A 22160-nucleotide genomic window follows, 5' to 3' on the forward strand; every position below is an offset into this window, starting at 1 on the left:
GGGTGGGCGGGGAGGTCGGGTGGGGGCGGGGCGCGGATAGGCTCGGTGGGATGAAGGGAGTGGGCCGGTGAGGGTGTTGGCGGCGATGTCCGGTGGGGTCGACTCCGCCGTGGCGGCGGCGCGGGCCGTGGAGGCGGGGCACGACGTGACCGGCGTGCACCTGGCGCTGGCCCGCAACCCGCAGACGTACCGGACGGGCGCGCGCGGCTGCTGCACGCTGGAGGACTCCCGCGACGCCCGGCGGGCCGCCGACGTGATCGGCATCCCGTTCTACGTCTGGGACATGGCCGACCGGTTCCACGAAGACGTGGTCGACGACTTCGTCGCCGAGTACGCGGCCGGCCGTACGCCGAACCCCTGCCTGCGCTGCAACGAGAAGATCAAGTTCGCCGCGGTGCTGGACCGGGCCGTGGCCCTGGGCTTCGACGCCGTGGTCACCGGCCACCACGCCCGGCTCGGCGCGGACGGGCTGCTGCGCCGCAGCGTCGACGAGGCCAAGGACCAGTCGTACGTGCTCGCGGTGCTCACCCGCGAGCAGCTGGATCGGTCCATCTTCCCGCTCGGCGACTCGACGAAGGCACAGGTCCGCGAGGAGGCCGCCCGGCGAGGGCTGGCGGTGGCCGACAAGCCCGACTCGCACGACATCTGCTTCATCGCCGACGGCGACACCCGCGGCTTCCTGGCCCAGCGGCTCGGCGAGTCCCCCGGCGACGTGGTGGACGCGACCACCGGGGCCGTGGTGGGCAGCCACACCGGCGCGTACGCGTACACCGTCGGGCAGCGGCGCGGCCTGCACCTGGACCGCCCGGCGCCGGACGGGCGCCCACGGTACGTGCTCTCGATCACGCCGAAGACCAACACGGTGACGGTCGGCCCGGCCGAGGCGCTGGAGGTCTCCCGGGTGCGCGCCGAGCGTCCCGTGTGGACGGGCGGGCCGAGGCCGGACGCGCCGCTGGAGTGCGAGGTGCAGCTGCGCGCGCACGGCGACGTGGTGCCGGCGACCGTCGAGCTGACCACCGACGGTCTCCGCGCCGAGCTGCGCCGCCCGGTGCGCGGGGTCGCCGCCGGCCAGGCGATCGTCGCCTACCGGCCGGACCCGGCCGGCGACGTCGTGCTCGGCTCCGCCACCATCGCCGGCTGAGCGGTCCGACCGCCCGGCGGCCGGATAGTCTTCGCCCGTGACAGATCAGGCGTGGCCCTGGCCGGCCGGCGCGGCGACCGGCATCGGTTCGCTTCCCGGCACCGACATCGCGGAGGCGCAGCGGATCGCCCTCGGCGAGCTTCCCGCGCTGCCCCACCTGCCGGAACTGCCGGCCCGGGGTCCCGGCGCCGACCTGATCGGCCGGACCGCCGGCCTGCTGGTCGAGCTGCCGGTGGAGCTGTACGCCGCCCGTTGGCGGATCGCGCCGCGCCCGGGGCGGGACCTGCGCCGCGCCCGCGACCTGATGGAACGCGATCTCGACCAGCTCGCCGAGCAGGCCGAGGAGTACGCCGGACCGGTCAAGATCCAGGCCGGCGGCCCGCTCACCCTGGCCGCCGCCCTGGAGCTGCCGATCGGGGGTCGGATGCTGCGCGACCCCGGCGCGGTCCGGGACCTCACCGCCTCGCTCGCCGACGGGCTCCGGGCGCATGTCGCGGCGGTCGCCCGCCGGCTGCCGCGGGCCACCGTGCTGCTCCAGCTCGACGAGCCGTCGCTGCCGACGGTGCTCGCCGGACGGGTGCCCACCGAGAGCGGGCTCGGCGCGTACCGCGCCGTGGAGCCGGGCGTCGCCGCGTCGCTGCTGCGCACGGTCGTCGAGGCGGCCGGGGTGCCGACCCTGGTGCACTGCTGCGCGCCGGACGTGCCGCTGGAGCTGATCCGCTCGACCGGCGCCGTCGGCGTGGCTCTCGACCTCGGCCTCGTCACCGACCTGGACCCGCTGGGCGAGGCGATCGACGCCGGGCTCGGCCTGCTCGCCGGCGCCGCGCCGACCCGGCCGCCGGCCGCCGGCCGCGCGCCCACCTCGGCCGAGGTCGCCGACCGGGTACGCCAGCTCTGGGACCGCCTCGGTTTCCCGCGCCGGCAACTGGCCGAGCAGGTCGTGGTCACCCCGGCCTGCGGCCTCGCCAACGCCACCGGACAGTACGCCCGCGCGGTGCTCGCCGCCTGCCGGGACGCCGGGCGGCGGCTCGCCGAGGACTGAGGTTTCCCGTCGTACGGGCGGGGCAGGATGGTCGGCATGATTGGACAGCTGCGCACCGTGGTCATCGACTGCCCCGACCCCCGGGCACTGGCCGACTTCTACGCCGAGCTGCTGGGCCTCTCGCTGGACGCCGACGCCAGTGACGACGGCTGGGTGGTCATCTCCGGCTCCGGGCACCGGCTCGCCTTCCAGAAGGCGCTCGACCTGCGCCCGCCGGCGTGGCCCGACCCGGCGCGCCCCCAGCAGTTCCACCTCGACGTGCAGGTCGAGGACGTCGAGGTGGCCGAGAAGCGGGTGCTGGCCCTCGGCGCCCGACGGTTGCCGGGGCAGGGCGACGACTTCCGGGTCTACGCCGACCCCGCCGGCCACCCGTTCTGCCTGGTCTTCTCCGACTGAGCCGCCCGCCGGCCGCCGGGGACGTTCGGCAGGAGAGCCTCGCCCAGCCGCCCGCCGGTGACCGGGGACGCCCAGCAGGAGAGCCTCGCCCGGCGAAGGCCGGTGCGGGCGCCGCGGTGGTGCGGGTTGCGGTCGGGCGGCATGATCGCGGGAATGATCGACACCTCGCTCCGGCGGGCCGCCGGCTCCCTCTTCGGCCTCGCCTACGGTGACGCGCTGGGCAAGCCGACCGAGTTCCTGACCGTCGCCGAGATCGTCCGCCGCTACGGCCCGGCCGGGCCGCGCGAGCTCGACGGCGATCCCGCACCGGTGACCGACGACACCCAGATGGCGCTGGCCGTCGGCTGGGCGCTGCACGACGCCACGGCGCTGACGCCCGAGGTCGTCGAGCCGTTGCTGCGGCGACGCTTCCTCGACTGGGCGACCAGCCCCGAGAACAACCGGGCGCCGGGCATGACCTGCCTGCGCGCCTGCGCGGAACTGGGGCGCGGCGTCCGCTGGCAGGAGGCGACGGTGGCCGGCTCCAAGGGCTGCGGGGCCAACATGCGGGTCACCCCGGTCGGCCTGGTCGACGTCGATCTGGACACCCTCGCCGGGCTGGCCCAGCTCCAGGCGGGGCTCACCCACGGGCACCCGACCGGCCTGGCGGCCAGCGAGCTGACCGCGTACGCCGTGCGGCTGCTGCGCACCGGGGCGGCGCTGGCGGAGCTGCCCCGGCTGCTCGCGGACCGGGCCCGCGAGCAGCGGCGGGTCTACCGCGCCGACTGGCTCGGTGATCTCTGGCAGCGCCCGGGCGTGGACACCCCGCACGACTTCATCGCGCGGGGCTGGGACGAGTGCCTGGCGGTCCTCGGTCGCCTCGACGCCGCGCTCGCCGGCCCGGACGACGGCGGCGACCCGTGCCGGCACACCGGCGAGGGCTGGGTCGCCGAGGAGGCGCTGGCCACCGCCCTGTTCTGCGCGATCCGGCACGCCGACGACCCGGTCGCCGCGCTGGCCCGGGGCGCCACCACCGCCGGTGACTCCGACTCGATCGCCGCGCTGGCGGGGGCCTTCGTCGGCGCGGCCCTGGGCATGCCGGCCTGGCCCGCCGCCTGGTCCACCCGCATCGAGTACGCCGACCAGCTCGGCACCCTCGCCCGGGCCTGGGACTGACCGGCGCGCCCGCCCGGAGGGGTATCCCCGGCCGGCGACCCGACCCACGGCGCCCCTCCGCGCGGGCGGGGGAGGCGGCCGACTCGCGGCGCTCCCTGTCGCGCGGGCGCCGGGCGGGTCAGGCGCCGGGGAGGTGGGGCAGGCGGCGGATGCGCCGCCACAGGGCGGGGTCGCAGGCCCCGGCGCGGCGGGAGAAGTCCGTCAGCGGGACCCGGACCGGCTCGGCCAGGTCGACGAAGCTGTCGTGGTCCGCGTCGGGGTCCCACTCCCGGGTCGGGATGCGCACGTGGTCGTCCCGGGCGCTCTTGTCCTGGCTGGTGATCTTCAAGACGTCGGCGCCCCGGGCGTCGGCCCGCAGCACCAGGCAGGGCCGCACCTTCGAGCCGGTGCCGTCGGCGTACGGGACGTCGGCCCACCAGACCTCGCCCGGGCGCGGCGCGTCGGCGGGCGCCCGCTCGCCGACCCGCGGCCGGGGCGGCGCGGTGGACCGGCCCGGGCCGCCCGGGGGCGCCGTGCCGCGGCCGGGCCGGGTGCGCGGGCGCTCCGGTCGGCGCACCGTGCCACCACGGGCACCGCGCCGCCACTCGCTCCACGTCCAGCCGGCCGCCACGGCCAGCACGACCGCCGCCGCCCAGAGCAGCCATTCGGGCATTCGTACCCCCGCCTCGCCAGTGGGTGCGGCGCGGACGCCGCGGGTCTCGACGGCGCGGCGGGCCACCCGGCCCCGCCCCGCCGTCCGGCGATCCTCGCACGTCAGCGGCCCTGCCGCCGCTCGGGCGCGGCGGGTGGCCGGCGGAGTGTCCCACCGGCCCGATACGGTGCCGGGGTAGCGGAATCACGGGAGGTCGCACGGTGTCCGAGGAAGCCATCCCCCAGCAGGTCACTCCGGCGCAGGAGAAGGCGGCGGGCGCCGAGCCGACCCCGGAGGCGCGGGAGCGGCACGCCACGCTCAGCCAGGAGCTGACGGAGCACCAGTACCGCTACTACGTGCTGGACGCGCCGACCATCTCCGACGGCGAGTTCGACCGGCAGCTGCGGGAGCTGGAGGCGCTGGAGGAGCAGTTCCCCGCGCTGCGCACCCCCGAGTCGCCGACCCAGCGGGTCGGCGGCACGTTCTCCACCGACTTCACCCCGGTCGCCCACGCCGAGCGGATGTTCTCGCTGGACAACGCCTTCGCCGACGAGGAGCTGGCGGCCTGGGCCGAGCGGGTCGAGCGCGACGCGGGCGGGCCCGTGCCCTACCTCTGCGAGCTGAAGGTCGACGGGCTCGCCATCAACCTCACCTACGAGCGCGGGCGGCTGGTCCGGGCGGCGACCCGAGGCGACGGCCGCACCGGCGAGGACGTCACCGCCAACGTGCGCAGCATCCGTGACGTGCCGGGCCAGCTGACCCCGTCGGCGGAGTTCCCCGACGTGCCGGAGTTCGTCGAGGTCCGCGGCGAGATCTACTTCCCGGTGGCGGCCTTCGCCGACCTCAACGCGGGGCTGGTCGAGCAGGGCAAGGCCCCCTTCGCCAACCCGCGCAACGCCGCCGCCGGCAGCCTGCGCCAGAAGGACCCGCGGATCACCGCGTCCCGCCCGCTGCGGCTGGTGGTGCACGGCATCGGCGCCCGCCGCGGCTTCCAGCCGACGGCGCAGTCCGAGTCCTACGCGGCCCTCAAGGCGTGGGGGCTGCCGACCAGCGACCGCTGGCGGGTGGTGCCCGACCTGGCCGGCGTCGCGGAGTTCATCGCCTACTACGCCGAGCACCGCCACGACGTCGAGCACGAGATCGACGGCGTGGTGGTCAAGGTGGACCCGGTCGCCATCCAGGGCCGGCTCGGCTCGACCAGCCGGGCGCCGCGCTGGGCGATCGCCTTCAAGTACCCGCCGGAGGAGGTGACCACGAAGCTGCTCGACATCGACGTCAACGTCGGGCGGACGGGCCGGGTCACCCCGTTCGCCGTGCTGGAGCCGGTCCGGGTGGCGGGCTCCACCGTCGCCCTGGCCACCCTGCACAACGCGCGGGAGGTGGAGCGCAAGGGCGTCCTGATCGGCGACACCGTGGTGCTGCGCAAGGCCGGCGACGTCATCCCCGAGGTGCTCGGCCCGGTGGTCGACCTGCGCCCCGCCGACGCCCGGCCGTTCGTCATGCCCACCACCTGCCCGGCCTGCGGCTCGCCGCTGGCGCCGGCCAAGGAGGGCGACGTCGACATCCGCTGCCCCAATTCCCGCACCTGCCCCGGTCAGCTACGGGAACGGGTCTTCCACCTCGCCGGCCGCAAGGTGTTCGACATCGAGGCGCTCGGCTACAAGAGCGCCGCGGCGCTGCTCGACGCCCAGATCATCACCGACGAGGGCGACCTGTTCGCCCTCGACGCCGACCAGCTCGCCCGCTCCCCGTTCTTCGTCAACAAGGACGGCAGCCTCGGCAGCAACGCCACCAAGCTGCTGGACAACCTCGCCGTGGCCAAGGAACGTGACCTGTGGCGGGTGCTGGTGGGGCTCTCCATCCGGCACGTCGGGCCGACGGCCGCGCAGGCCCTCGCCCGGCACTTCCGCTCGGTCGAGGCGATCGACAAGGCCAGCGAGGAGGAGCTTTCCTCGGTCGACGGGGTGGGGCCGACGATCGCGGCGAGCATCCGGGAGTGGTTCGCCGTCGACTGGCACCGCGAGGTGGTCCGCAAGTGGGCCGAGGCCGGCGTACGGATGGCCGAGGAGGCGGTCGACGAGGGGCCGCGCCCGCTGGAGGGGGTCACCGTGGTGGTGACCGGGACGCTCGCCGGGTTCAGCCGCGACCAGGCCGCCGAGGCGATCCAGAGCCGGGGCGGCAAGGTCAGCGGCTCGGTCTCCAAGAAGACCTCTTTCGTCGTGGTGGGCGACAACCCCGGCTCCAAGGCGGACAAGGCGGCCAGCCTCAAGCTCCCCGTCCTCGACGAGGAGGGATTCCGGGTGCTGCTCGACGCGGGCCCGGACGCGGCCCGGGAGGTCGCCCGCACCGAAGCCTGACGACCGGCCGAGCGGGGTGACCGACCCGAGGGGGTGACCGACCCGACCGTGGAGCCGACCCGGGCGGGAGCCCGGTCCGGGCGTGGGAGTGGGCGGCGCCGCCGGGAGAGGCTTGCGGGGGAGTGGCCCGGATACCAACTTAATTACGACTACGACCGATTCGCGACTGTCGTGTCGGGCATTGCGCCCTGGAGGGCGTTTCATTGACGGCACGGCGTGCCAGTGGGTCACGCCCTCGTGGACCGAGCCCTCGGGAGGTGTGATGGAGGCCGCCGACCTGCGAAACTCCGTTCCGCCCGGCCGGGGGCGGCCCTTCTTCGCCTTCGTCTGGTCGGTCGTCGCGCTGGCCGTGCTGCTCAACGTACGCCCGCTGCTCGCCCTGCCGGCCGAGCTGCCGGAGCTGCCGGCGGCGTTCTGGGTGATGGCGGCTCTCGCCGTCGGCTGCGACGCGCGCCCGTTCGTGCCGCCCGGGCGCCGGCAGACCTCGGCGGTCTTCCCGTCCACCTGCTTCACCTTCGCGATCCTGCTCGGCTGGGGGTTGGGCCCGGCGGTCGCCGTGCAGGCGGTGGCCGTCGTCGTCTCCGGCTGGCGGATGGGGCACGCCCCCTGGCGGACCGCCTTCAACGCCGGCCAGTACGCCTGCGCCCTGGCCGCCGCGTACGCCGTCACCTGGCTGGGGCCCGGCGGCATCTTCGACGGCGGCCCGCTGCGCTGGACGGACGTGGCCGCGGTGGGCGGCGCGACGGTGGCCTGGTTCGCCGTCAACTACGCGCTGGTCAGCGCGGCCGTCCGGCTGCGCTTCGGCGACCGCTGGTGGCCCAGCCTGCGGCAGGGGCTGGGCTTCGAGCTGCTGTCCACCGGCTCGCTGCTGCTCCTCGCCCCGGTGCTGGTCGCCGCGGCGCGGGCCAGCGCGGCGCTGATCCCGCTGGTGCTGGTGCCGCTGTTCGCCGTCTACCGGATGGCCCGGCTCAGCCTGGAGCAGCAGCAGCTCGCCTCCCTGGACCCGCTCACCGGCCTGCCGAACCGCAAGGCGCTGCTGGCCGAGGTCGGCGAGCAGGTGCACCTGCACGCCGAACGGGCGGCCCGCGGCGAACCGGGCGCGCACCTGGCACTGCTCCTGATCGACCTCGACCGGTTCAAGAACGTCAACGACGCCCTCGGGCACGCGGTGGGCGACCGGCTGCTGGTCGAGGTGAGCGCGCGGCTGACCACGGTCGTCGGCGACGACATGGTGGCCCGGCTGGGCGGCGACGAGTTCGCCATCGTGATGACCGGGCTGGCCGACGCCGGCGAGGCCCGGGATGTCGCCGACCGGGTGGTCCGCGCCCTGGCCGAACCGGTGTCGCTGGACGGGCTGCCGCTCGACGTGGGCGGCTCCATCGGCATCGCGATCTTCCCGGAGCACGGCGAGGACTTCGCGACCCTGATGCGCCACGCCGACGTGGCGATGTACGACGCCAAGCACCGCAACGACACCGTGGCGGTCTACGCGGCCGAGTCCGACCACAACTCGGCCGAGCGGCTCGGCCTCCTCGCGGACCTGCGCCGGGTGCTGGAGGCGGGCCGCCGGCCCGGCGCCCCGGCCCGGGCGGGCGCGGGAACCGCGCCGGACCCGGCCGGCCCGTCGGCGACGGACGCCGGGACCCCGCCGGGCGTGGTCGGCCCGGCGGGGGTGGACGCCGCCAGCGCGGCGGCCGGCGCACCCCCGGGGGACGGCGCGGTCGCCCGCGACGGGTTGCCGGGAGCGGGCGCCGGGGCCGTGGCGGGCATGGGCGGCGCCGCCGTGGCGGGCGAGCAGACCGTGGCGGCCGTGACGGGACTGGGGGCCGCGGAGGGCCTGCCGGGTGGCGCGCGGACCGGCGGCACCCGGGGCGGGGACGGTGCCGAACTCCCGGCCGACCCCGCGGCCCTGCGTCCCGACGCCGGATCCGGCCGCTGGCGGTTGCGCCGCCGCCGGCAGCGGAGCGAACCGCCGCACGCCGACGAGTTGATCAACCAGATCGTCACGGCCGCCGACCCGATCCGCCGCCGGGCGGCGGCGTACCCGGAGGCCGGCCCGGACCGGGGCGACGGCCCCGGCCGCCGCGACCGCCTGGGGCCGCCCGGCGGGGAGGCCGGCACGGGCGTACGCCGGCAGGGCACGGCGGGCGACGGCGCGGGCGGTCGCCGCGGCGACCGCGACCCGGCGGTGCGGCGGGCCGCCCGGCAGGACGCGCCACGGCGGCGGGGCGCGGACCCCGAGCCGACCCGCCGGCGCGGCGCGGACCCGGACCCGGCCGCCGACGCGGGCGAGATCACGATGTACTACCAGCCGCAGGTCGCCATCGCGACGGGCGAGGTGGTCGGCGTGGAGGCGCTGCTGCGCTGGCGGCATCCCCGCCGGGGCATGGTCGACCCGGAGGAGTTGATCCGGGTCGCCGAGCAGAGCGCGGTCATGCGGCTGCTGACCCGGCGGGTGGTGGACGACGTGGTGGAACAGCTCGCCAGGTGGTCGGCCGCCGGGATCGGCCTGCCGGCGGCGCTCAACGTCAGCGTGCGGGACCTGCACACCGGCGAGATCGCCGACCAGATCGCCGACCGCCTCGCCCGGCACGGCGTGCCGCCGCAGCGGCTGCAACTGGAGATCACCGAGGGCGCCCTGATGGCCGACCCCCGCCGCGTGCTGGCCACCATCACCCGGCTGCACCGCATCGGGGTGGGCATCGCGCTGGACGACTTCGGCACCGGGTACTCCTCCCTGCAACACCTGCGCCGGCTGCCGCTGTCCGAGGTGAAGGTGGACCGCTCCTTCGTGCTGGGGATGGCCGAGGACGCCGACGACGCCGCGATCGTGAAGTCGACGATCGAGCTGGCCAAGGCGCTCGGGCTGCGGGTGGTCGCCGAGGGCGTGGAGGACGAGCGCACCTGGCGGATGCTGTACGCCGCCGGCTGCGACGCCGCGCAGGGCTGGTTCTACGCCCGGCCGATGCCGGCCGAGGAACTCGTCGCCTGGCTGGCCCGCTACCGCCCGGTCCGCCCGACGCCCACCCCGGACGCCGAGATCCCCCGCCGGCACGCCCGCTGAGCCCACCACCCGTCCGTCGGGCCCGCACCGCCGGCCGGGACCGCCCCGGCGTGCCGGCCGCGCGGTGCGGGTGACCGGCGGAGGCCCGGCGCGCCGCGCCCGGAGGGGGAGTCGGGGACGCGCCGCCGGGACGGAACAATAGACTCGCTCCGGTCACCGCGCGTCACGCACCAACCGACCGCGCGGCGGCACCCGGCCCGACCAGCAGCACCGTCACGAAGGGGGCACCGATGGCCGCCATCTCCCGCGAGGAGGTCGCGCACCTGGCGCGACTGTCGCGGCTCGCCGTCACGGAGGAGGAGCTGGACACCTTCGCCGGCCAGCTCGACGTGATCCTCCAGGCGGTCGCGCAGGTCGGCGAGGTCGCCGCGGCGGACATCCCGCCGACCTCGCACTCGGTGCCGCTGACCAACGTCCTGCGCGACGACGTCGTGGTGCCCGGCCTGACCCCGGAGGAGGCGCTGTCGGGCGCGCCCGACGCCGAGGAGCAGCGGTTCCGCGTACCGCGGATCCTGGATGAGGATGTGGCGTCATGACCCAGACCGACCTGACCAGACTGACCGCGACGGAGATCGCGGGGCTCGTCGCCGCCGGCGAGACCTCCGCCGTCGAGGTCACCCAGGCGCACCTGGACCGGATCGCCGCGGTCGACGACCGGGTGAACGCGTTCCTGCACGTCGACGGCGAGGGCGCGCTGGCGGCCGCCCGCGCGGTGGACGCCCGCCGCGCCGCCGGCGAGGAGCTGGGCCCGCTGGCCGGCGTGCCGGTCGCGGTGAAGGACGTGCTGACCACCAAGGGCGTGCCGACGACCGTCGGGTCGAAGATCCTTCAGGGCTGGCGCCCGCCGTACGACTCGACGATCGTGCGGCGGCTGCGCGAGGCCGGCACGGTGATGCTCGGCAAGACCAACATGGACGAGTTCGCTATGGGCTCCTCCACGGAGTACTCGGCGTACGGGCCGACGCACAACCCGTGGGACCTGAGCCGCATCCCGGGCGGCTCGGGCGGCGGCAGCGCCGCGGCGCTGGCCGCGTACGAGGCGCCGCTGGCGATCGGCTCCGACACCGGCGGCTCGATCCGCCAGCCGGGCGCGGTCACCGGCACGGTCGGCGCGAAGCCCACCTACGGCGGTACCTCCCGCTACGGCCTGGTGGCGTTCTCCTCCTCGCTGGACACCCCCGGCCCGTGCGCCCGCACGGTGCTGGACGCCGCGCTGCTGCACGAGGTGATCGGCGGGCACGACCCGCGCGACTCCACCTCGATCCCGCAGCCGGTGCCGGACGTGGTGGCCGCCGCGAGGCGGGGCGCGACCGGTGACCTGACCGGCGTGAGGCTCGGCATCGTCAGCGAGTTCACCGGCGAGGGAGCCGAGCCGGGCGTGCTGGCCGCGTTCCGGGAGTCGGTCGACACGCTGACCAAGCTGGGCGCCGAGATCGTCGAGGTGTCCTGCCCGAACTTCAAGTACGCGCTGCCCGCGTACTACCTGATCGCCCCGAGCGAGTGCTCCTCAAACCTGGCCCGGTTCGACGGCGTCCGGTTCGGCCTGCGGGTCGGCGACGACGGCAACCGGTCGCTGGAGGAGGTCATGTCGCTGACCCGGGAGGCCGGCTTCGGCCCCGAGGTCAAGCGGCGCCTCATGATCGGCACGTACGCGCTCTCGTCGGGCTACTACGACGCCTACTACGGGCAGGCGCAGAAGGTGCGCACGCTGATCAGCCGCGACTTCGCCGCCGCGTTCGAGCGGGTCGACGCGCTGATCTCGCCGACCACCCCGTTCGTGGCGTTCCCGATCGGGGCGCGCACCGCCGACCCGTACCAGATGTACCTGGCCGACCTGTTCACCATCCCGACCAACCTGTACGGCGGCCCCGGCATCTCGGTGCCGTGCGGGCTCTCGGACGGGCTGCCGGTCGGTCTGCAGGTCATGGCCCCGACGATGGCCGACGACCGGATGTACCGGGTCGCCGCCGCGCTGGAGAGCGCCGTCGGCACGTTCACCCCACCGGCACTGTGAGGCAGGAGCTCAGATGACGACGACACTGCCCGCGTACGACGAGGTCGTCGCGCGCTACGAACCGGTGATCGGCCTGGAGACCCACGTCGAGCTGGGCACGAACACCAAGATGTTCTGCGGCTGCCCGACGGACTTCGGCGGCGCGCCGAACACCCGGGTCTGCCCGGTCTGCCTGGGCCTGCCCGGCTCGCTGCCGGTGGCCAACAAGGCGGCCATCGAGGCGACCATCCGGATCGGCCTGGCGCTGAACTGCTCGATCGCCGAGTGGTGCCGGTTCGCCCGGAAGAACTACTTCTACCCGGACATGCCGAAGAACTTCCAGATCAGCCAGTACGACGAGCCGCTCTGCGTGGACGGCTACCTGGACGTCGAGGTGAACGGCGAGCTGGTGCGGATCGGTATCGAGCGGGTGCACCTGGAGGAGGACACCGGCAAGACGCTGCACGTCGGCGGCGCCACCGGCCGCATCCACGGCGCGACCGAGTCGCTGGTCGACTACAACCGGGCCGGCATCCCGCTGGTGGAGATCGTCACCAAGCCGGTCGCCGGCACCGGCGCGCTCGCGCCGGAGGTGGCCCGCGCGTACGTCACCGAGCTGCGCGACGTGATCCGCTCCCTGGGCGTCTCCGACGTGCGGATGGAGGAGGGGTCGCTGCGCTGCGACGTCAACACCTCCCTGAACCTGCCCGGCCAGGAGTGGGGCACCCGCACCGAGACCAAGAACGTCAACTCGCTGCGCTCGGTCGAGCGGGCGGTCCGGTCGGAGATCATCCGGCAGGCGTCCGTGCTCGACGCGGGCGGCCGGATCACGCAGGAGACCCGGCACTTCCACGAGGACACCGGCGACACCACGCCGGGCCGGTCCAAGGAGACCGCGACCGACTACCGGTACTTCCCGGAGCCGGACCTGGTGCCGCTCGCGCCGGACACCGCCTGGGTCGCCGAGCTGAAGGCCGCCCTGCCCGAGCTGCCCCGGCTGCACCGGCGCCGCCTCCAGGAGCAGTGGGGCCTGTCGGAGGCGGACATGCAGTCGGTGCTCAACGCCGGCGCGGTCGAGCTGATCGAGCGGACCGTGGCCGCCGGCGCCTCCCCGGCCGCCGCCCGCAAGTGGTGGCTGGGCGAGCTGTCCCGGCGGGCCAACGAGACCGGCGTGGAACTGGCCGACGTCGGGGCCACCCCGGCGCAGGTCGCCGAGCTGCAGGGCCTGGTCGACGCCGGCAAGCTCAACGACAAGCTGGCCCGCACCGTCCTGGAGGGCGTGGTGGCCGGCGAGGGCTCGCCGACCGAGATCATGACCAACCGGGGCCTGGAGGTCGTCTCCGACACCGGCGCGCTCACCGCCGCCGTCGACGAGGCGATCGCCGCCAACCCGGGTATCGCCGAGAAGGTGCGCAGCGGCAAGGTCGCCGCGGCCGGTGCGCTGGTCGGCGCGGTCATGAAGACCACGCGCGGCCAGGCCGACGCGAAGACCGTCCGCGAGCTGATCCTGGAGCGCCTCGGCGCCCAGGGCTGACCACCCACCCCCGCCGGCCGGTGTGATCACGAGGTTGGCGGCAGTCCTCGATCTCCGACTGCCGCCAACCTCGTGGTCGATCCACGCGGGCCGGCGTAGCGCCACCCCCCACCCCTCGCGAGGCGTCAACGGCGACGCCTGGATGGAGCCACCGTGAACGAGCAGCCGTCCCGCACCGACCTCGAGGTCCTCGACGAGATCCAGCGGCGGGTGCTCTGGCTCGCCACCCGGATCGTGGACGCGGCCAACCACGACCGCGACACCGGCGACGGGGTGAAGGTCGGCGGGCACCAGGCCTCCAGCGCCTCGCTGGTCACGGCGATGACGGCGCTGTGGTTCGCGCACCTGGACGCCGAGGACCGGGTGGCGGTGAAGCCGCACGCCTCGCCGGTCTTCCACGCCATCCAGTACCTGCTGGGCAACCTCGACCGCTCCTACCTGACCCGGCTGCGGGCCCGGGGCGGGCTCCAGTCGTACCCGTCGCGCACCAAGGACCCGGACGAGGTGGACTTCTCCACCGGCTCCGTCGGGCTCGGCGCGGCGGCGCCGCTGTTCGCCGCCGCGACCCGGCGCTACGTCGACGCGCACTTCGGCGCCCGCCCGCACTCCCGGTTCGTCGCGCTGATCGGCGACGCCGAGCTGGACGAGGGGAACATCTGGGAGGCGGTCGCCGACCCGGCCACCACGGGTCTGGGCAACGTGATGTGGCTGGTCGACTTCAACCGGCAGTCGCTCGACCGGGTGGTGCCGGGGGTGCGGATCAACCAGTGGCGGGGCCAGTTCGAGGCCGCCGGCTGGCACGTGGTCGAGGTCAAGTACGGCCGCAAGCTCGCCGAGGCGTACGCCCGGCCGGGCGGGGAGCGGCTGCGCGACTGGATCGACGCGATGCCCAACGAGCAGTACCAGTCGCTGTTCGGGCTCGCCGGGGCGGCGCTGCGCAAGCAGTTCCTCGACGGCGCGCCCGACGGGATCGAGGCGTTCATCGCCGACATCGGCGACGACGAGCTGGGGCCGCTGGTCACCGACCTGGGCGGGCACGACATGGCGGCCATGCTCGACGCGTACGCCCAGTGCGACGCGGTCACCGACCGGCCCAGCGTCGTGTTCGCGTACACGGTGAAGGGGTGGGGGCTCCCGATCGCCGGCAACCCCCGCAACCATTCGGCGCTGCTCACCACGGAGCAGGTGGAGGCGCTGCGCGCCGCGCACGGGCTGACGCCGGAGACCGAGTGGGACCGCCTCGACCCGGCGTCCCCGGCCGGCATCCGGGCCGGCGAGCGCCGGGAGGCGCTGTCGCGCGCGCCCCGCGAGCGGGCGCTCGGGGTCACCGTCCCGGAGAGCACGCGGGTACGCGCCAACAAGCCGATCTCGACCCAGGAGATCTTCGGCCGGGTGCTGGTCGAGCTGGCCCGCAACCCGGAGGTCGGGCGCTACCTGGTGACCACCGCACCGGACGTGGCCACCTCCACCAACCTCGCCGGCTTCATCAACAAGACCGGCGTCTTCGCGCCCACCGAGCAGCGGTCCTGGACCGAGGACCGGATGCTGCGCTGGACGGAGAGCCCCGCCGGGCAGCACATCGAGCTGGGCATCTCGGAGATGAACCTGTTCCTGCTGCTCGGCCAGCTCGGCCTGGCCTGGGACCTGTCGGCCCAGCCGCTGCTGCCGGTCGGCACGGTCTACGACCCGTTCGTGCTGCGCGGGCTGGACGCGTTCCTCTACGGCACCTACTCCGGCTCCCGGTTCGTGGTCGCCGGCACCCCGTCGGGCATCACGCTCGCCCCGGAGGGCGGCGCCCACCAGTCCACCATCACCGCCTCGGTCGGCCTGGAACTGCCCGGGGTGACGTTCCTCGAACCGGCGTACGCAACCTCCCTGGACTGGCTGCTCTGCGACGCGCTGGGCCAGATCGCGGGCGGGTCCACCCCGTCGGCGACGGCGGCGCCGGCCGAGGACGGGGCGTACTACTTCCGGCTCAGCACGCGCCCGATCGACCAGGCGCCCTTCGAGGCGGCCCGGGCCCGGCTCGGCGACGCGGTGCTGCGCCGGCAGGCGGTCGCCGGGGCGTACCGGTTGGTCGACGCCCACCAGGCGTACCCGCACCTGGCCGACGCGCCGGTGGTGCAGCTCGCCGCCTCGGGCGCGGTGCTGCCGGAGGTGCTCGCCGCGGCGGCGGAACTCGCCGAGGAGGGCATCGCCGCCCACGTGGTGGACGTGACGAGCCTGGACCGGCTCTACCGGGCCTGGCAGCGCACCCTGCGGCAGGGCGTCCGTACGGCGACCGTGCCGAGCGTGCCGGGCGCGCTGCGCTCGGCGTTCGCGGACCGGGTGCCGGTGGTGACCGTGCACGACGCCGCCTCGCACGCGATGGCGTGGCTCGGCTCGGCGGTCGGCGCCCCGGCGGTGCCGCTGGGGGTGGACGAGTTCGGCCAGTCCGGCAGCGTCCACGAGCTGTACGAGCTGCACGACCTGCTGCCCGGCAGCATCGTCAACGCCGCCCTGGCGGCCCTGTCCCTGCGCTGAGCCGTCCCGGCATCGGCCGTCGGCGGACCGCCGTCCGGCGGTGTACGGCGGTCGCCCGGCCGTCGCCCGGCGCGGTGGTGCCCTGCGGGTCAGCGGGTCAGCGGGTCGGGGTGGGAGTGACGGGGGCCGGGACGCCCGCCTTCGGGTTCTCCACGACGTGCCGCTCCAGGTTGACCTGCGCCTGCCCGGTGCCACCCACGGTGATGTCGTCGTACGCCTGGAGCAGCTTGTTCTCGTCGAAGTAGAGCACGCTCATCGACAGCGGGGTGGGCTTCTCGCCCTCCAGCCCGCGCAGCCCGGCGCCGCCGGTGGACCCCTGGACCATGAGCTGGGTCGGCGTCTGGCCGGGTGCCTCCGGCAGCTTCGACACCTGCCGGTTGTGGGTGTGCCCGGCGAGCACCAGCGGGCAGGTGCCCGACAGCGGGCCGGCGGAGGCCGGGTCGTGCACCAGCGCGATGTTCACCGGCCGCGGCGAGCTGCGCACCGTGGCGGCGAGCTGGTCGCCGACGCCGATCACCTGGTCGGCGACCTGCTTGGTGAGGCCGCTGCCCGCCGGCGAGGTGTTCTTGTCGGGGGTGAAGCGCGGGTCGCCGATGCCGGCGATGGTCAGCCCGGCGACCGTGGTGGTGGTGTTGTTGAGCACGATCGCGTTCGGCTGGCGGGCCACGGCCGCCGCGGTGCGGCCGGAGTCGTGGTTGCCCCGGATGTAGACGTACGGCTTCTTGAGCAGGCCGATCGAGCCGACGTAGGAGGCCTCCGGCTCGCTGCCCCAGTCCGTGATGTCCCCGGTGTCGATCACCACGTCGATGCCGAACTGCTCCACGATGGTGCGGATGAGCTGCCAGCCGGTCGGGTTCAGGTGCATGTCGGAGACGTGCAGCACCCGGGTCGTGCCGGGGGCCGGCTCGTAGACGGGCAGGGACGACACGGTCGTGTAGAGCTGGCTGACGTTGCCGACGATGCGCTGGAGCTGCTCGGCGTATCGGGTGTAGTCGTTGGCGATCCGCCGGGCGTCGCCGACGATCGCGGGGGCGTTGACCAGCAGCCCCTCGTAGCGTGGCTCCTCGATGGCCTGCGGCCGCATGGTCGCCGCGGCGGTGCCGAGGCTGCCGGCGGTGATCACCAGCGCCAGCCCGCCGGCCCAGGCCGCCCGGCGGGCGTCGCGGAAGACCAGCAGGGCCAGTAGCAGGGTGACCAGCACGGCCGACGCGAGCGTCCGCAGGCCGAGCCGCAGCACGCCCTCGCGGACGTCCTCGACGGCCGACTGGCTGGCCCGGTTGATGCTGGCCGGGTCGTCGATGAGCGCCTCGGTGCGGCTCTGGTCCAGCGCGCCCAGCTCGACCGTCAGGTGGGTCGGGCCGTCGTGGCTGTCGAGCAGCAGCGCGCCCAGCGGCGGGACGTCGACGGTGGTGCTGCCGCTGACCGCCGGCGCCACCGTGAGGTCGGCCTGGAACGGGCCGATGTCGGTGCTCACCCGGCCGCCGGCGAGCACGCCGAGCACCACGCCGACCAGGGTGACGACCAGGACCGCCAGCGTCACCCCGGTCGCGCGGAGCACACGCCGGCCACCCCGGTCGGTGCCGCCCCGGCGGAGGCGCGGGGCACGACCGGCCGCCGGGGCGTCCTCGCCCCGGCGGCCGTGCTGCTCGTTCTCCTGCCCGTCCATGCTGAGATTCTGACCTGCCCAGTGAGGGATCTTGGGAAACCTGGGCGGACCGGCCGCGTCAGCTCCGGCCGGCCCCGCCGCCGGCGAAGACCAGACGCAGCAGCCGGTCGTCCTCGGGCGCCGGGTCGCCCCGCCCGTCGTGGTTGGAGGTGCTCACCCAGATCGAGCCGTCGGGGGCGGCGGCCACGGCGCGCAGCCGCCCGAACCGGCCGGTCAGCAGCTCGCGCGGCTGCCCGAGCACCGTGCCGGTGTCGGTCAGCTCGACCAGCCACAGCCGCTTGCCGCGCAGGCAGGCGGTGACCAGCAGCCGGTCCGTGGCGGTCAGCCCGGAGCAGGAGGCGTCCGACGTCGGCCACTGGGTGATCGGGTTGACGTAGCGCTTGTCGTCGTCGCGCCCCTCGACCTGCGGCCACCCGTAGTTGCGCCCCTTGGCGACCTGGTTGATCTCGTCCCAGGCGTTCTGGCCGAACTCGACGGCGTACATCCGCTTGCCGGCGTCCCAGGCGAGGCCCTGGACGTTGCGGTGGCCCAGGGACCACACCGGGGAGTTCGGGAACGGGTTGCCGGGCGCCGGCTTGCCGTCCCTGGTGATCCGCAGGATCTTCCCGCCGAGTCGCTTGACGTCCTGCGCCTGCGGCCGGTCGCCGGCGTCCCCGGTGCTCGCGTAGAGCAGGCCGTCCGGGCCGAAGGCGAGGCCGCCGCCGTTGTGGATGCCCGCCTTGGGGATGCCGGTGAGGATCGGGGTGGGCGTGCCGCCCAGCTCCAGCCGGGCGATCCGGTTGTCGCGCTCGGTGGTGTAGTAGACGAAGACCGACTTGTCGCGCTGGTAGTCGGGCGAGACGGCGATGCCCATCAGCCCGCCTTCGCCGGCCGCCGCCACGTCGGGGACGGTCTGCACCGGGGCGACCTTCAGCCCGTCGGGCCCCGACTCCGGGCCGACGCGCAGGATCCGGCCGCTGTCCCGCTCCGTGACCAGCGCCGCGCCGTCGGGCAGGAAGGCGATGCCCCACGGCACCCGCAGGCCCTTGGCCAGCACGGTGGTGACCACTTCCTGGCCGGCGGCGCCGGCGCTCGCCGTCGTGGAGGGGGTGGGGAAGGTGGGCGGCTCACCCGCCGGGTCCGGCTCGGGCTCGCCGAAGCTGCAACCGGCGGTCGCGAGCAGCAGCGCCGCGCACGACGCCGCCAGGGCCGCCCGGAGGCGACGGGTGCGAGGGTACGGGGGACGGGCGCTCACCCGGCCCAGGGTAGCCCGCCGAGGCGTCGTAGCGGGGCCGACGGATCGGACCGGTCGCCGTGGCGGGGTCAGCGGGCCCGGACGGCGAGCAGCGCGACGTCGTCCTCGCGGTGGCGCGCGGCGGTCAGCAGCATGTCGCACAGCTCGCCCAGCGGCAGCCGGTCCGTGCCGCCCAGCCGTCCGGCCAGCTCCGCCATCCCCTCGTCGATGCTCCGGTCCCGCCGCTCGACGAGGCCGTCGGTGTAGAGCAGCAGGGTGTCGCCCGCGGCCAGGTGGGCGTGCCGACTGGTGCGGCGCACCGGCCGGCTCAGCCCGAGCAGCGGCTCCGGCGCGCCGCCGAGCACCTGCACCGCGCCCCCGGCCCGCACCACGAGCGGCGCGGGGTGACCCGCGTTGCACCAGGTGACCTGCTGGCCGCCGGCGTCGTCGGCGCGCAGCCGCACCAGGGCGGCGGTGGCCGCGGCGGGGATGCGCAACCCCCGGATCGTCTCGTCCAGGCGGCTCATCAGCTCCCCGACCGCGTCCGGGCGGCCGTACGCGTTGCCCCGCACGAGGTTGCGCAGCTGCCCCATGATCGCGGCGGCCTCGATGTCGTGGCCGGCCACGTCGCCGATCGCCGCGATCAGGTCCCCGCCCGGCTGGCGGAAGGCGTCGTACCAGTCGCCGCCGACCTCGACCCGGTCCGCCGCCGGCTGGTAGCGCGCGGCCAGCTCCAGGTCGTCGGTGGCGGGCAGCTGCGGGAGCATGCTGTGCTGCAACACGTGCGCGACGTGCCGCTGCTCGCCGTACCTGCGGCTGTTGCCGATCGCCTGCCCGGCCCGGCGGCCGACGTCTTCGGCGATGAGCAGGTCGCTGTCGTCGAAGTGCCGCCGCGCCGGGCCGTTGATCAGGGTGATGCAGCCGAGCACCCGCCCGGCGTCGGTGATCGGCACGCTGAGGTGCGACGAGAAGCCCAGCCGGGCGGCGATCTCCGGCATCTCCGGCCCGACCGTGCCCCGCCGCACGTCGGCGAGCGTGCCCGCGCTGCCCAGCACGGGCCGGCCGGTCCGCAGCACCGCCCGGGTGATCGAGTCGCGGCTCAGCCCGGTCCGCATCAGCTCGGCGAAGCGGGCGACGTCCGTGGCGCGGGCCGGGTCGTGGTGCGCGGCGGTCACGTCCCGGGGCGATCCGTCGGGCCCGACCAGGGTGACCAGGGACCAGTCGGCCAGCAGCGGCACCATGGTGTCGCGGACGTGCCGCAGCACGGTGGTCACGTCGAGGGTCCCCGCCAGCGTCCCGGCCAGCCCGGCGAGCAGCTCCAGCCGGCCGTTGGCCTCCTCGGCGCGCCGGCGCGCCTCCTCGGCTCCGTCGAGGGCGATCCGCAGTCGCAGCTCCGACGAGCAGGCGGCGGCAAGGTCGGCGAGCGTCCGCAACTGCTCGGCGGTCCAGTCGCGCGGCTTGTCGTCGATCGCGCAGAGCGACCCGAGGACCCGGCCCTCCAGGTCGGTCAGCGGCATCCCGGCGTACGCCACCACGCCGAGGTCGGGCACGGCGAGGTTGTCCCGGAGGGTGGGGTGAAGCCGGGCGTCCGGCAGCACCATCGGCGTCCCGAGGTCGACGACGTGCTGGCAGAACGAGTGGCTCAACGGGGTCTGCCGCCGGGCTGCCCACGGCGGGGACAGGCCCACCTCGCCGGGGAAGAACTGGCGGTCGGCGTCGACGAGGGAGACCAGCGCGACCGGCACGTCGAGCAGATCCCCGACCAGCCGGGCGAACCGGTCGAACGCCTCGTCGGGGGCGGCTGCCAGCCCGGTCTCGGCGAGGGAGCGCAGCCGGTCGGGGTCGCGCAGCGCCGGGATCGGGGCGGCGCGCCCCGGGGCGTCGTCGCGGGAACCGTCGGTCATCGACCACCTGTCTGTGCCGGTCGGAGGCCGACCGGCGCTCCGGTCCCCCTTATACCCCGTCCGGGCCGGCACCGACCCGGTCCGCGGGCAGTCATCCCGGTCACGCTGCGCTGTCCGGCGGGCGGCCGCTCGTTCGGGTGCCGGGGCCCGCCCCGCCCGGCCGACCAGGCCGCCGTGGGCCTATCGTCGGCGGGCGTGAAGGTATGGATCCCGCACGAGGCCGGCCGGACGCTCCTCGGGGAGTTGCCCCCGGAGGTCACGGTCGAGGTGGCCGAGGACCCCACCCGGCTCCCCTCCGAGGTGGCCGGCGTCCGGTTCTGGGTGCCGCCCTTCCTGGCCGGCGGCGACGCCCCCGCGCTGCTGCGCGAGCTGCCCGACCTGGCGGTGGTGCAGCTCCTCTCCGCCGGGGCGGACGCGTGGACCGGCCGGGTCCCCGAGGGGGTGACGCTCTGCGACGCCCGGGGCGTGCACGACCCGTCCACCGCCGAGTGGGTGGTCGCGGCGATCCTGTCCCAGCTGCGGGCCTTCCCGGCCCTCGCCCGCGCCCAGGCCCGGCGCGAGTGGGCGTACGACGAGGTCGCCCCGACCGACGAGCTGGCCGGCAAGCGGGTGCTGATCGTCGGGGCGGGCTCGATCGGGACGGCGGTACGGGACCGGCTCGCGCCGTTCGGGGTGAGCTTCACCCTGGTGGCCCGGACCGCCCGCCCGGCGCAGGGGGTGCACGGCGTCGGGGAGCTGCCGGGGCTGCTGCCCGAGGCCGACGTGGTGGTGCTGCTGGTGCCGTTGACCGAGCAGACCCGCGGGCTGGTCGACGAGAGGTTCCTCGCCGCGATGCGGGACGGCGCGCTGCTGGTGAACGCCGCGCGCGGGCCGGTCGCCCGGACGGAGGCGCTGGTCGCCGAGCTGCGGACCGGCCGGATCTCGGCCGCGTTGGACGTCACCGACCCGGAGCCCCTGCCCGCCGACCACCCGCTCTGGACGATGCCGAACGTGCTGCTCACCCCGCACGTGGCGGGTTCGGTGCGCGGCCTGCTGCCCCGGGCGTACCGGCTGGTCGGGGACCAGGTGCGGCGGTTCGCGGCCGGCGAGCCGCTGATCAACGCGGTGGTGGACGGCTACTGAGCGCGGCCCGGCGGGTCAGCCGGCCGCGTCGGGCAGGGTCTGGCCGGTGGCTTCGACCAGGCGGGGCAGGTCGGTGCCGCGCACGGCCGGCAGCGGCACCGCCTGGCCGTCGTCGAGCCGGGCGACCGCCCGGCCGCGCGGGTCGGCGGCCAGCTCGACGACGCGGTCCCAGCTGATCCGGCGCTGTCCGAAGAGCGCCCGCAGGCGCAGTTCGCGGGCGTCCGCGTCGGTGCCGGCCCGCCACGCCCAGACCCCGACGCCGAGCGGGACGAGCAGCACCGGCAGCAGGTACCACCGGGCGCCGGCCAGCGGCAGGGCGCCGATGAAGGCGATGATCGCGGCCGCCAGGATCGCCTGGTTGTGCCGGAAGCGGACGGTGTCGGAGCTGCTCACCCCCCGATGATCCCACTCCCGCCGGC

16 protein-coding genes are annotated in these 22160 nt (G+C 75.6%); 11 read left to right on the forward strand and 5 right to left on the reverse strand.

From position 1 onward, the window contains the following. Positions 1–67 precede the first annotated feature (67 nt). The 4 genes from mnmA to ACSNOB_RS18075 all read left to right on the forward strand — a co-directional run bounded on the left by mnmA (position 68) and on the right by ACSNOB_RS18075 (position 3734). Positions 68–1141 (forward strand): tRNA 2-thiouridine(34) synthase MnmA, encoded by a 1074-nt coding sequence (mnmA, locus tag ACSNOB_RS18060; protein WP_436687718.1) that lies wholly within the window; start codon positions 68–70, stop codon positions 1139–1141. Between the two features lie 37 nt (positions 1142–1178). After that, positions 1179–2183 carry a methionine synthase gene (locus tag ACSNOB_RS18065; protein WP_436687719.1) on the forward strand — a complete coding sequence of 335 codons (1005 nt, stop codon included), beginning with the start codon at positions 1179–1181 and terminating at the stop codon, positions 2181–2183. A gap of 36 nt (positions 2184–2219) precedes the next feature. Further along, the gene (locus tag ACSNOB_RS18070) at positions 2220–2579 is read left to right on the forward strand and encodes a VOC family protein (RefSeq protein ID WP_436687720.1); all 360 of its coding nucleotides are present in this window, start codon (positions 2220–2222) and stop codon (positions 2577–2579) included. A gap of 153 nt (positions 2580–2732) precedes the next feature. After that, entirely contained in the window at positions 2733–3734 is a 1002-nt protein-coding gene (locus ACSNOB_RS18075) for an ADP-ribosylglycohydrolase family protein (protein WP_436687721.1), read from the forward strand. A 118-nt stretch (positions 3735–3852) separates the two neighbouring features. Here the strand turns inward: ACSNOB_RS18075 and ACSNOB_RS18080 are convergent, their stop codons facing one another. Next, positions 3853–4386, reverse strand: coding sequence for a type II toxin-antitoxin system PemK/MazF family toxin (locus ACSNOB_RS18080; protein WP_436687722.1), 534 nt, complete (start codon positions 4384–4386; stop codon positions 3853–3855). Positions 4387–4586: 200 nt separating this feature from the next. Between ACSNOB_RS18080 and ligA the strand changes: the two genes are divergently transcribed. The 6 genes from ligA (at position 4587) to ACSNOB_RS18110 (ending at position 15836) form a co-directional block, all read left to right on the forward strand. Further along, positions 4587–6722, forward strand: coding sequence for an NAD-dependent DNA ligase LigA (gene ligA, locus ACSNOB_RS18085; protein WP_436687723.1), 2136 nt, complete (start codon positions 4587–4589; stop codon positions 6720–6722). Between the two features lie 262 nt (positions 6723–6984). Then, positions 6985–9786 carry an EAL domain-containing protein gene (locus ACSNOB_RS18090; RefSeq protein WP_436687724.1) on the forward strand — a complete coding sequence of 934 codons (2802 nt, stop codon included), beginning with the start codon at positions 6985–6987 and terminating at the stop codon, positions 9784–9786. 230 nt (positions 9787–10016) lie between these two features. Then, complete coding sequence (gatC, locus tag ACSNOB_RS18095; protein WP_091096942.1) at positions 10017–10322, forward strand: Asp-tRNA(Asn)/Glu-tRNA(Gln) amidotransferase subunit GatC; 306 nt, start codon at positions 10017–10019, stop codon at positions 10320–10322. Beyond that, positions 10319–11800, forward strand: coding sequence for an Asp-tRNA(Asn)/Glu-tRNA(Gln) amidotransferase subunit GatA (gatA, locus tag ACSNOB_RS18100; RefSeq protein WP_436687725.1), 1482 nt, complete (start codon positions 10319–10321; stop codon positions 11798–11800). The genes gatC and gatA overlap by 4 nt, the downstream gene beginning before the upstream one ends. A gap of 13 nt (positions 11801–11813) precedes the next feature. Next, positions 11814–13313, forward strand: coding sequence for an Asp-tRNA(Asn)/Glu-tRNA(Gln) amidotransferase subunit GatB (gene gatB / locus ACSNOB_RS18105; RefSeq protein ID WP_393105166.1), 1500 nt, complete (start codon positions 11814–11816; stop codon positions 13311–13313). Positions 13314–13466: 153 nt separating this feature from the next. Beyond that, complete coding sequence (locus ACSNOB_RS18110; RefSeq protein WP_436687726.1) at positions 13467–15836, forward strand: transketolase-like TK C-terminal-containing protein; 2370 nt, start codon at positions 13467–13469, stop codon at positions 15834–15836. Positions 15837–15933: 97 nt separating this feature from the next. Here the strand turns inward: ACSNOB_RS18110 and ACSNOB_RS18115 are convergent, their stop codons facing one another. From ACSNOB_RS18115 to ACSNOB_RS18125, 3 genes are all read right to left on the reverse strand, one after another. After that, entirely contained in the window at positions 15934–17502 is a 1569-nt protein-coding gene (locus tag ACSNOB_RS18115) for a metallophosphoesterase (protein WP_436687727.1), read from the reverse strand. Positions 17503–17560: 58 nt separating this feature from the next. Next, the gene (locus ACSNOB_RS18120) at positions 17561–18736 is read right to left on the reverse strand and encodes a PQQ-dependent sugar dehydrogenase (RefSeq protein WP_436687728.1); all 1176 of its coding nucleotides are present in this window, start codon (positions 18734–18736) and stop codon (positions 17561–17563) included. A 68-nt stretch (positions 18737–18804) separates the two neighbouring features. Further along, positions 18805–20619 carry a GAF domain-containing SpoIIE family protein phosphatase gene (locus tag ACSNOB_RS18125; protein WP_436687729.1) on the reverse strand — a complete coding sequence of 605 codons (1815 nt, stop codon included), beginning with the start codon at positions 20617–20619 and terminating at the stop codon, positions 18805–18807. Between the two features lie 195 nt (positions 20620–20814). Between ACSNOB_RS18125 and ACSNOB_RS18130 the strand changes: the two genes are divergently transcribed. Continuing rightward, positions 20815–21741, forward strand: a complete 927-nt coding sequence (locus tag ACSNOB_RS18130) for a 2-hydroxyacid dehydrogenase (RefSeq protein WP_436687730.1) — start codon at positions 20815–20817, stop codon at positions 21739–21741. Positions 21742–21756: 15 nt separating this feature from the next. Here ACSNOB_RS18130 and ACSNOB_RS18135 read toward each other — a convergent pair whose 3' ends face one another. Beyond that, a complete protein-coding gene (locus ACSNOB_RS18135; RefSeq protein WP_436687731.1) occupies positions 21757–22134 on the reverse strand; it encodes a PH domain-containing protein in 378 nt (125 codons plus the stop codon). Between the last annotated feature and the right edge of the window lie 26 nt (positions 22135–22160).

Origin of the sequence: Micromonospora sp. URMC 106 (assembly GCF_051386395.1) — a bacterium.
In the GTDB taxonomy this organism is placed as follows: Bacteria; Actinomycetota; Actinomycetes; order Mycobacteriales; family Micromonosporaceae; genus Micromonospora.

Coding starts and splice junctions, on each gene's coding strand:
- ACSNOB_RS18070 (WP_436687720.1), top strand. CDS start 2,220: ATGATTGGACAGCTGCGCACCGTGGTCATCGACTGCCCCGACCCCCGG.
- ACSNOB_RS18075 (WP_436687721.1), top strand. CDS start 2,733: ATGATCGACACCTCGCTCCGGCGGGCCGCCGGCTCCCTCTTCGGCCTC.
- ACSNOB_RS18080 (WP_436687722.1), bottom strand. CDS start 4,386: ATGCCCGAATGGCTGCTCTGGGCGGCGGCGGTCGTGCTGGCCGTGGCG.
- ACSNOB_RS18090 (WP_436687724.1), top strand. CDS start 6,985: ATGGAGGCCGCCGACCTGCGAAACTCCGTTCCGCCCGGCCGGGGGCGG.
- gatC (WP_091096942.1), top strand. CDS start 10,017: ATGGCCGCCATCTCCCGCGAGGAGGTCGCGCACCTGGCGCGACTGTCG.
- gatA (WP_436687725.1), top strand. CDS start 10,319: ATGACCCAGACCGACCTGACCAGACTGACCGCGACGGAGATCGCGGGG.
- gatB (WP_393105166.1), top strand. CDS start 11,814: ATGACGACGACACTGCCCGCGTACGACGAGGTCGTCGCGCGCTACGAA.
- ACSNOB_RS18115 (WP_436687727.1), bottom strand. CDS start 17,502: ATGGACGGGCAGGAGAACGAGCAGCACGGCCGCCGGGGCGAGGACGCC.
- ACSNOB_RS18125 (WP_436687729.1), bottom strand. CDS start 20,619: ATGACCGACGGTTCCCGCGACGACGCCCCGGGGCGCGCCGCCCCGATC.